The 11,866-nt window shown below is 73.6% G+C and carries 2 pseudogenes; one reads left to right on the forward strand and one right to left on the reverse strand.

From position 1 onward, the window contains the following. Positions 1-26 precede the first annotated feature (26 nt). Positions 27-6,398, forward strand: a pseudogene (locus ACZOOI_RS00935) (thioester reductase domain-containing protein); the annotation flags it as partial. Positions 6,399-6,492: 94 nt separating this feature from the next. Here the strand turns inward: ACZOOI_RS00935 and ACZOOI_RS00940 are convergent. After that, positions 6,493-11,865, reverse strand: a pseudogene (locus tag ACZOOI_RS00940) (type I polyketide synthase); the annotation flags it as partial. Position 11,866: the final 1 nt, after the last annotated feature.

The following is an 11,866-nucleotide window of genomic DNA, read 5'->3' on the forward strand; positions in this document are numbered from 1 at the left end:
GCGACCGGCAGCTGAACAAGGACGAGAAGCTCCTCGACTACCTCAAGTGGGTCACCGCCGACCTGCACAAGGCCCGGGCCCGGGTCGACGAGTTGGAGTCGAGCCGGTCCGAGCCCATCGCCATCCTGGGCATGGGCTGCCGCTACCCCGGCGACGTGTCGACGCCCGAGGAGTTGTGGCGCGTGGCCGCCGACGGCGTCGACGCGATCACCGAGTTCCCGGACGACCGCGACTGGGACGTGGCGGGCATGTACGACCCGGACCCCGACGCGATGGGCAAGTTCTACGCGCGGGAGGGCGGGTTCCTCAGCGACGTCAAGGGTTTCGACTCGGCGTTCTTCGGGATCTCGCCGCGGGAGGCGCTGGCGATGGACCCGCAGCAGCGCCTGCTGCTGGAGACCACGTGGGAGGCCATCGAGCGGGCCCGGATGGACCCGCGCTCGCTGCGCGGCAGCGACACCGGGGTGTTCGTCGGCGTGATGTACACCGGCTACGCCTCCACGGTCGACGCCTCCTCGACGGGTATCGAGGGCTACGCGATGACCGGGATGCTGACCAGCGTCGCCTCCGGCCGGATCTCCTATGTCCTGGGCCTGGAGGGGCCGACGGTCAGCATGGACACGGCCTGCTCGTCGTCCCTGGTGTCGATCCACCACGCCGTGACGGCCCTGCGCAACGGCGAATGCTCGCTGGCGCTGGCCGGCGGGGCGATGGTGATTCCGGTGCCGGACGGCTTCGTGGAGTTCTCCCGGCAGCGCGGGTTGGCGCCGGACGGGCGGTGCAAGGCGTTCGCGGCGGCGGCGGACGGTACCGGCTTCTCCGAGGGGGTGGGGGTGCTGGTGCTGGCCCGGCTCTCCGATGCCCGGCGGCTGGGACACCCGGTGCTCGCGGTGATCCGCGGCAGCGCGGTGAACTCGGACGGCGCCTCCAACGGCCTGACCGCGCCGAGTGGTCCGTCCCAGCAGCGGGTGATCCGCCGGGCGCTGGCCAACGCCGGCCTCTCTCCCGCCGAGGTAGACGTCATCGACGCCCACGGCACGGGAACGATGCTCGGTGATCCGATCGAGGCGCAGGCGCTGTTGGCGACGTACGGTCAGTCCCGATCGCAGGATCGGCCGCTTCTGCTGGGCTCGTTGAAGTCGAACATCGGGCATACGCAGGCGGCTGCCGGGGTGGCCGGGGTGATCAAGTTGGTGATGGCGATGCGGCACGGGGTGGTGCCCGCGACGTTGCATGTGGACGAGCCGACGCCTGCGGTGGACTGGTCCTCGGGTTCGGTCGAGTTGGTGACCGAGTCGCGGCCGTGGCCGGCGACCGGGCGGCCGAGGCGGGCGGCGGTGTCCTCGTTCGGGGTGAGCGGTACCAACGCACACCTGGTCGTGGAGCAGGCCCCGGAGACCGAGCCGGTGTCGGTGGAGTCGGCCGACGTGGTGATACCGGTGGTGCCGGTGGTGGTGTCGGCGCGGTCGGTGGAGGCGTTGCGGGTTCAGGCGGGGCGGTTGGCGTCGTTGGTGGACGGTGGTGGTGTGTCGCCGGTGGATGTGGGGTTGTCGGCGGCGGTGTCGCGGTCGGTGTTCGAGCATCGTGGTGTGGTGGTGGCCGGCGATCGGGTCGAACTGGTCGCGGGGTTGCGGGCGTTGGCCGCCGGGGATGCCGCTGCCGGGGTGGGTGTGGTGTCGGGGGTGGCGGGTGAGGGGCGTACGGCGTTCCTGTTCACCGGTCAGGGTGCGCAGCGGGTGGGGATGGGTCGGGAGCTGTACGAGGTGTTCCCGGTGTTCGCGTCGGCATTCGACGAGGTGTGTGCCCGGTTCGACGGGTACTTGTCGCGGTCGTTGCGGGATGTGGTGTTCGGTGGGGTGGGGTTGGACGAGACGGGGTTCACCCAGCCGGCGTTGTTCGCGGTCGAGGTGGCGATGTTCCGGCTGCTCGAGTCGTGGGGTGTGCGACCGGATTTCGTGACGGGGCATTCGATCGGCGAGTTGGCCGCGGCGCATGTGGCCGGGGTGTTCACGTTGGACGACGCCTGCCGCGTCGTCGCGGCGCGAGGGCGGTTGATGCAGGCCCTGCCGGCGGGTGGGGCGATGGTTGCGGTCAAGGCGACCGAGGCCGAGGTCGTGGAGGTGTTGCGGGGGCGCGAGGCGCGGGCGGGGATCGCGGCGGTCAACGGGCCGTCGTCGGTGGTGGTTTCCGGGGTCGAGGACGTGGTCCTCGCGATCGCGGACGAGTTGCGCGGGCGGGGGCACAAGACCGGCCGGCTCACCGTCAGTCACGCGTTCCATTCCCCGCTGATGGACCCGGTCCTGGAGGAGTTCGCGGCGGTCGTGGGCGGTGTGGTGTTCGGTGTGCCCGAGATCGCGATGGCCGCGGGCGTCGAGGAGGTGTGTTCGGCCCGGTATTGGGTGGACCACATCCGGGAGCCGGTGCGGTTCGCGGATCAGCTGGCCCGGTTGCGGGAGTCGGGGGTGACCCGGTTCGTGGAGATCGGGCCGGACGGGGTGTTGACCGCGATGGGCCCCGAGAGTGTGGCGGGCGCGTCGTTCGTGGCGTTGCAGCGCCGTGACCGGCCCCAGGTCCGCACCGCCGTGACCGCGCTGGCGCACCTGCACACCGACGGGCACACCGTGGACTGGTCCCGGTTGTTCACCGGCACCGCCGCGACCCTGACCGACCTGCCCACCTACCCCTTCCAACACCAGAGCTACTGGTTGGACGGCACGTCACCGGGTGGGCGGAAGGCCGACGGGCTCGGCCTGACCTCACCGGGACACCCGCTGCTGACGGCGGCCGTCGAACTCGCCGACGATGACGGCGCGGTGTTCACCGGCCGGCTCTCGCTGCACACCCATCCCTGGCTCGCCGACCACCGCATCGGCGGCACCGCGACGTTGCCCTCGGCGGCCATGGCCGAGTTGGCGGTCCGGGCCGGCGACGAAGTCGGCTGTTCCGGCGTCGCCGACCTGACCATCGACACCCCGCTGACCATTCCGGACGGCGGCGGTGTCCGGGTGCGGGTGACCGTGGGCGCGGCCGGCGAGGACGGGTTCCGGCGGATCACCATCGGCTCGCGGCCGGACCGGGACGACCCTGCCGTGCCGTGGCAGGTGCACGCCACCGGCCTGCTCACCGAGCCGGCGCCGGCGCCGATGATCTCCCTGGACGCCTGGCCACCGCCCGGCGCCGACCCGGTCGAACTCGACGACCTCCACCGGCGGCTCGACGAGAAGGGTTACACCCACGGGCCGGCGTTCCGGGGCCTGCGCGCGTTGTGGCAGCGGGACGAGGAACTGTTCGCCGAGGTGCGGCTTCCCGACGACACGGACCCGGACACGTTCGGGATCCATCCCGCGCTGCTCGACGCCGCGCTGCACCCGTTGCTCGCCGCCGGGCCGGACACCGCCGACCTGTCCTGGCACGGGTTCGACCTGTATGCCGCCGGTCCGCGTGCGCTGCGGGTCCGGATCAGGCCCAGGGGTGGGGACGCGTTCCGGCTGTGGCTGGCCGACGAGATTGGCGAACCGGTCGCCGAGGTCCGCACGCTGCGGCGTCGTGCCGCGGCCGACGCCGGTCGGGTCGACGGCGCGAGCGGCGACTCGCTGTTCCACGTGCTCTGGTCGCCGGTCGTCCTGCCCGACCCGGAGGACCTCACGACGACCGGCTGGGCCGTACTCGGGAACACCCCGCCGGCCGGCCTCGCGCGCCGCGTCGAGAGCGTCGCGGACGCCGCGGGGGACGTGCTGGTCGCCATGATCGACGAGCCGGCCGGAGACGATCCGGCGGCCGCGGCGCACCGGGCCACCGTACGGGCGCTGGAACTGGTGCAGGACGGGCTGGCGTTCGGAACCTCCCGGCTCGTGCTGGTCACGCGCAACGCCGTGGCCACCGACGACGGCGCGGACGTCGAACTCGGTTCCGCCCCGGTGTGGGGTCTGGTCAGGTCGGCCCAGGTCGAGAATCCGGGCCGGATCACGCTGATCGACTTGGACGGCAGTCCGGCGAGCGCCGAGCGACTCCCCACCGCGATCGCGTCCGGCCACGACCAGGTGGCCATCCGCGCCGGACGGGCGAGCACCCCCCGGCTGGCCAGGGTGCGCGCGACCGCGACGGCCCGGCCGGAGTCGGCGCCGGACGGCACGGTCCTGGTGACCGGCGGAACCGGCGCGCTGGGTGCGCTGTTCGCCCGACACCTGGTCACCGGGTACGGCGTCCGGCACCTGGTGCTCACGAGCCGACGAGGCTCGGACGCCCCCGGGGCGCACGCACTGGTCGAGGAACTCACCGCGCTCGGCGCGCGGGTGACCGTCGCCGCCGCCGACGTCACCGACCGGGCCGCGGTGGCCCGGCTGCTCGACGCGATCCCGGCGGAGCACCCGCTCACCGGCGTCGTGCACACCGCCGGCGTCATCGACGACGGCATCATCACCGCACTCACCCCCGACCGGATCGCCACCGTGCTCCGCCCCAAGGTCGACGCCGCATGGCACCTGCACGAACTCACCGCCGACCTCGACCTCGCGATGTTCGTGCTCTTCTCCTCGGTCGCCGGCGTCGTCGGCTCGCCGGGGCAGGCGAACTACTCGGCCGCCAACCAGTTCCTCGACGCACTCGCCCAGCACCGCAGGGCCAACGGGCGGCCCGCCCACTCCCTCGCGTGGGCGGCGTGGGCGCAGGAGCACGGCATGGCGTCCCGGTTGTCCGAGGTGGACCGGAGCCGGGCGACGCAGGCGGGCCTGCGACCGATCGCACCGGCCGAGGGCCCCGCGTTGTTCGACGCGGCGATCACCGCCGCCCACCCGACGACGGTGCCGATGCACCTCGACGTCGCCCTGATCGAGCGGCAACCCGGGCCGGTCCTGCCGGTGTTGCGCAGTCTGGTCCGCGGGCCGGGCCGGCGGGTGGTCACCGCGGCAGCGGAGCACACCGGATTGCTCGCGGAGCGGCTCGCCCCGCTCGACGAGTCCGGCCGCCGGGAACTCCTGCTCGACCTGGTGCGCACCGCCGTGGCCGCGGTGCTCGGCCACGGCAGGACCGACCACATCACCGCCACGACCGTCTTCACCGAGCTGGGGTTCGACTCGCTGACCGCGGTCGAGCTGCGCAACCGGCTGGAGGGCGAAACGGGTCTGCGTCTGCCGCCGACCCTGCTGTTCGACCACAACACCCCCGCGGCGCTGATCGATTACCTGCGCGTGGAGCTGTCCGGCCGAACCGAGGGCGATACGCGGTCCACCGTGGACTTCGCGGCCGAGGTGCGGCTCGCCGAGGATGTGGTCCCGGCCGCGGACGTCACCACCGTGGTCGCCGATCCCGAGCAGGTCTTCCTCACCGGAGCGACCGGTTTCGTCGGCGCCTTCCTGCTCCGGGACCTCATGCGCGCGACCGGGGCCACCGTGCACTGCCTGGTCCGCGGCGCCGACGAGCGGGCCGCGCTCGACCGGCTGCGCGCCAATCTGACCTGGTACGGCATCTGGGACGAGATCGACGCCGACCGGCTGTCGGTCGTCACCGGCGACCTCGCCGAACCGCGCTTCGGTCTCGACGCCGAGCGGTTCGACCGGTTCGCCCGCGAAATCGACGTGGTCTACCACGCCGGCGCGACGGTCAACTGGCTGCACCCGTACACGTCGCTGAAGGCGGCCAACGTGACCGGTACCGAGGAGGCGCTCCGGCTCGCCGCGCTGCACCGGACGGTTCCGCTGCACTACGTGTCGAGCACCGGCGTCTTCGCCGGGCCGGCACCGGACGGAGCCGGCCTGACCCCGGAGGATCCCACCGGGCCGCCGCAGGAGTTGACCAACGGGTACCGGCAGAGCAAATACGTCGCCGAGAAGATCATCGAACTGGCCCGGGAACGCGGCCTGCCCGTGTCGATCTACCGCGCCGACGTCATCTCCGGCGCCCAGACCAACGGCGCGTGCCAGACCCGCGACTTCGTCTGGCTGAGCCTGAAGGGCAGCCTCCAGGCACGGGCCATGCCGATCGGCGCGAACGCGCTGTTCCCGATGGTGCCGGTGGACTACGTCAGTGCGGCCGTATTGGCGCTGTCCCGCACGACGCACGGCCGGACCTTCCACCTGTTCAACCCCGTGGCGATCGGCTATGCCGACATGGTCAAGCGGCTGCGCGAGTCCGGCTACGTCCTGGACGAGGTGCCCTGGGACGAGTTCGTCGCCACCGTCCGCGCTGATCGGGACAACGCGCTCTTCCCGACGATCGACATCTTCCGGAGCTACATGAGTGCGGGCGAGGCCCTGTACATGCGGATGGACGTCGCCGCGACGGAGGCCGCGCTCGCCGGCACGGGCATCGCCTGCCCGGAGATCGACGCCGAACTGTTCGGCAGGTACACGCAGTTCTTCGCCGCGGCCGGCTACTTCCCGGCACCGGCGAAGCTCGGGTAGGCGCCGGCGCGGCAGTCGGTACGACCGCGGGCGTGTCCCCGATCCCCCCACGGGGATCGGGGACACGCCCGCGAGTTCGCCGGTGGATCCCGGTCTACTTGCCGTCCAGGAACTGGAAGAGCTCCTCGTCCGTCGCGGCGGTCACGTCGAGCCTGTCCTCGGACGGGTCTGCGGAGTCCCGGAACGCACGCAACCGCGCCAACAGGCCCTCCAGGCGATCGGCGATCCGGTCCCCGTCCGGGCCGGTCACCGACGCCATGGTCAGCGCCGAGTCGACCCGGTCCAGCTCGCTCAGCAGCGAACCCGTCGGCGCCGAGGTGCGGGCCGCCGACAGACGGATCAACTCACGGGCCACGGCGGCTGCCGTCGGGTGGTCGAACACCAGCGTCTGCGCGAGCCTCAGGCCGGTCTCGGCGCCGAGCCGGTTGCGGAACTCCACCGCGGACACCGAGTCGACCCCCAGGTCGGAGAACGCACGGTCGGGATCGATCGACCGTCCCGGCGCGTACTGCAGCACGTCTGCCATCCGGGTGCACACCAGGTCGAGCAGGATCTCGTACCGGTCCTCCTCGGCCAGGCCGGCCAACCGGTCCATCAGGGCGCCCGAGCCGGCCGCCGCCGGGCGCGGCGACCGCGACGAGCGCGGCACGACCCCCCGGCCCGCGAGTCGCCGCAGGATCGGCGGTACGTCCGCCTGGGCGCGCACCATGGTCAGGTCCAGTGCCACCGGAACCAGCAGCGCCTCGTCCAGGCCGAGCGCGGCGTCCAACAGCGCAACGCCCTGTTCCGACGAGGACAGGGTCACCCCGAGTCGGGCCAGCCGGGCCAGGTCCACCTCGGACAGGTCCTCGGTCATCGTGCTGCGCTCGGCCCACATGCCCCACGCGAGCGAGACCCCGGGCAGCCCCCGGGTGCGCCGGTACTGCGCGAGTGCGTCCAGATAGGCGTTGCCCGCCGCATAGTTCGCCTGACCCGCCGGGCCGATCAGGCCGGACATCGAGGAGAACAACACGAACGCCGACAGGTCCAGGTCGCAGGTCAGCTCGTGCAGGTTCCACGCGGCGACCATCTTGGGGCTCAGCGTCACGTCGAGCCGCTGCGGGGTCAGCTCGGTCAGCACCCCGTCGTCGAGCGCACCGGCCGCGTGCACGACCGCGGTCAGCGGGGCCTCGGCCGGGATCGCGGCGAGCAGCCGGGACAACGCGGCGCGATCCGCCGTGTCGCAGGCGGCCAGTTCGACCTCGGCGCCCAGTGCGGTCAACTCGGCCGCCAGCTCCACGCCCCGCGGGGAACCCGCGCCGGTGCGGCTGACCAGCAACAACCGCCGCACCCCGTGCGCGTTCACCAGGTGCCGTGCCACGACCCCGCCTAGGGTGCCGGTCCCACCGGTGACGAGCACCGTGCCGGCACCGAACGCCGCCGCCGGCGCGGCGCCGCTGCCCACCTCGGCCCGGATCAGCCGGGGCACCAGGGCTCGGCCGGATCGGATCGCCAACTGCGGCTCCTGCGCGACCAGCGCCGCCACCGCGTCCCACGGCACCGGCTCGGCGTCCACGTCCACCAGCGCGAACCGGCCCGGGTTCTCGGTCTGTGCCGACCGCACCAGGCCCCACACTCCGGCCTGGGCGAGCCCGTCGACCGGTTCCTTCGGCTCGACCCCCACCGCACCCTCGGTCACCGGCACGAGCGTGCCGGCGGCGAACCGCTCGTCGGCGAGCCACTCCTGCACGACAGCGAGCATCGCACCGGTGACCTGCCGGGCGTCCGGGCCGGTCGGGCAGCGCAGGAACACCACTCCCGGGTCCGCGGGCACCTCCGCGAGCGTGTCCACGAGCGTCCACGGGACCGGCTCCGCCGACTCGGCGGGCGCGGCCGACCAGTCCACCCGGAACATCGACTCCGCGGGCGTGCCCGGTCCGTTCGTCGGCATCTGCCGGAACCGCAGGCCGTCGACCGACGCCACCGGCGCACCGGTCGCATCCGCGAGCCGGATCGACACCACGTCCGCGCCGGCGGCCGACATCCGCACCCGCAGCGTGGATGCCCCGACCGCCGACAGGGACACGCCCGACCAGGCGAACGGCAGGACGGCACCGTCCATGCCGTCGAGGAAGGACCCGAACCACACCGCGTGCAGCGCCGCGTCCAGCAGCGCCGGGTGCAGGCCGTACCGATCCGCCTCGTCCGCCGCCTCCGGCGGCAGGGCGACCTCGGCGAACACCTCGTCCCCGCGCCGCCACAACGCCGACAACCCCCGGAACGCCGGGCCGTAGTCGTACCCGCGTGCGGCGAGGTCGGCGTACACGTCGCCGATCGCGACCTCCTGCGCCCCCTCCGGGGGCCATACGCCGGCCTCGAATCCGGTCGGCGGGGCCCAGCCGGACAACGAACCGTCGGCGTGCCGGACCCAGTCGCCGTCCTCCGGGCGGGCGTGCACCGACACCGCCCGGTGTCCCGACGCGTCGGCCTCCTCGACCACGACCTGGATCAGCGCCCCGGCCCGCTCCGCAAGCACCAGCGGTGTGTGCACGGTGAGTTCGTCGAGCAGTTCGCAGCCGACCTCACGGCCGGCCCGCAGCACCATCTCCACGAACGCCGCCCCCGGTACCACCACCCGACTCAGGACCGCGTGGTCGGTCAGCCACGGCAGGGTCTGCGGGGACAGTCGGCCGGTCAGTACCGTCCCGCCGGACTCCGGCAGCGCCAGCACCGCACCGAGCAGGGGGTGTTCCCCGGCGACCAGGCCCACCGCCCGCAGGTCGCCCGCCTGCGTCGGCACGTCCATCCAGTAGCGGTCGCGCCGGAACGGGTAGGTCGGCACCTGCACGGTGCGCGCTCCCGTCCCGGCGAACACCGCGTGCCAGTCCACCTCGATGCCGTGCACGTGCGCCGCGGCCAACGCGGCCAGCGCGGTGACCGGTTCCGGGCGGTCGGCCCGCAGCACCGGCAGCGCGACCGACACCGAGTCCGCTTCCGGGAAGCAGCCCTCGGCCATCGCGGTCACCGCGGCGTCCGGGCCGATGCCGACGAACCGGGTCACCCCGTCCTTCCGCAGGCGCTGCACCGCGGCGGCGAAGCGCACCGGCTCGCGGACCTGGCGCACCCAGTACTGCGGTGAGCACACCGACTCCGCCGGCAGCGCCCCGCCGGTGACCGTCGACACGATCGGCAACACCGGCTCGTGGAACGCCACGGCGGCGAGCACCTCGCGGTAGGGCTCCAGCATCGGGTCCATCAGGGGCGAGTGGAACGCGTGGCTCACCCGCAGCCGCTTCGTGCGTCGGCCCAGGGACGCGAAGTGCTCGGCGACCCGCAGCACCGCGCCCGCCTCGCCCGACACGACCACCGCCTCCGGCCCGTTCACGGCGGCGATGCCGACCCCGGCACCCGCCGCGATCGGGGCCACCTCGGCCTCGCCGGCCCGGATCGACACCATCGCGCCGCCTTCGGGCAACCGCTCCATCAACCGGCCGCGCGCCGCCACCACGCGGCAGGCGTCCTCGAGCGTCCACAATCCCGCCACGAACGCCGCCGACAACTCGCCGATCGAATGCCCGGCCAGCACCTCCGGCCGCACGCCCCACGAGCCGAGCAGTCGGGTCAGGGCGACCTCGACCGCGAACAGCGCGGGCTGCGCCCACCCGGTCCGGTGCAGCAGTTCCGCCTCCGGGTCCGCCTCGGCGATCAGCACGTCGCGCAGCGGCTGGTCCAGCAGTCCGTCGAACCCGGCGCAGACCTCGTCCAGCGCCGCGGCGAACGCCGGGAACTGCGCGTACAGTTCGCGACCCATACCGATCCGCTGGGTGCCCTGCCCGGCGAACACGAACGCGGTACGGCCGGGGTGCGCGACACCCCGCACCACCCCGGAAGCCGTTTCGCCCGCGGCGAGCGCCCGCAGGCCGGCGAGCAGCCCGTCCCGGTCCCCCGCCGGCACCGCGGCCCGGTGTTCGAAGGCCGTGCGGGTGGTCGCCAGCGAGAACCCGACGTCGAGCAGGTCCGGCCCGTCCGGCGCGTCCACGGTGGCCGACAGCACCTCGGCCTGGGCGGCCAACGCCTCGGGGGTCCGGCCGGAGAGCAGCAACGGCACCGGCGGCAGCGGGATCCGCTCCTTCGGCTCGGCCGCCTCGCCCGCCGGTGCCTGCTCCAGGATCACGTGCGCGTTCGTACCGCTGATCCCGAACGACGACACCGCGGCCCGCCGCGGCGCGCCCGTCACCGGCCACTCGCGCCGCTCGGTCAGCAGCCGCACGTCGGCCGCGGACCAGTCCACATGCGACGAGGGAGTGTCCACGTGCAGGGTCTTCGGCAGCACGCCGTGGCGCAGCGCGAGCACCATCTTGATCACGCCGCCGACCCCGGCGGCGGCCTGGGTGTGCCCGATGTTGGACTTCAACGACCCGAGCCACAGCGGACGGTCGCGGTCCGGGCCGTAGGTGTCCAGCACGGCCTGCGCCTCGATCGGGTCGCCGAGTCCGGTGCCGGTGCCGTGCGCCTCGACCGCGTCCACGTCCGAGCCGGCCAGGTCGGCGTCCTGGAGCGCCTGCCGAATCACCCGCTGCTGGGACGGCCCGTTCGGCGCGGTCAACCCGTTCGACGCGCCGTCCTGGTTGACCGCGCTGCCCCGCACCACGGCCAGCACCGGATGCCCGAGCCGCAGGGCGTCGGAGAGCCGCTCCACCAGGAGCATGCCGACGCCCTCGGCCCAGCCGGTACCGTCGGCCGCGTCGGCGAAGGACTTGCAGCGCCCGTCCGGAGCCAGCCCGCGCTGGCGGCTGAACGCGACGAGCATGCCCGGGGTGGACATCACCGTGGCGCCGCCGGCCAGCGCCAGCGTGCACTCCCCGCGGCGCAGCGACTGGACCGCCAGGTGCAGCGCGACCAGCGAGGACGAGCAGGCCGTGTCGACGGTGACCGCGGGTCCCTCGAACCCGAGGGTGTACGCGATCCGCCCGGAGGCGGCGCTGTTCGCGGTGCCGGTGAGCAGGTGCGCCTCCGCGCCGCCGACGGCCTGGTGCAACCTGGGGCCGTAGTCGGGTGCCATCGCCCCCGCGAACACCCCGACCCGGGCGCCGCGCAGCGCGGCGGGGCGGATCTCGGCCCGCTCCAGCGCCTCCCACGAGGTCTCCAGGAGCAGCCGCTGCTGCGGGTCCATCGCGACCGCCTCGCGCGGCGAGATCCCGAAGAACTCGGGGTCGAACTCCGTTGCCCCGCGCAGGAACCCGCCGTGCCGGGTGTAGGTGCGGCCGGGTGTGTCCGGGTCCGGGTCGTACAGCGACTCCGCGTCCCAGCCCCGGTCGACGGGGAATTCGCCGATCGCGTCGCCGCCGGCGTCCAGCAGTCGCCACAGGTCCTCGGGCGAGCCCACGTCGCCGGGGAACCGGCAGGCCATGCCGATGATGGCGACCGGCTCCCGACTCGCCTGCTCGGTCTCCCGCAGCCGATGCTTGGTCTGCTGCAACTCGGCCGTG

Source organism: Embleya sp. L77 (genome assembly GCF_055557415.1).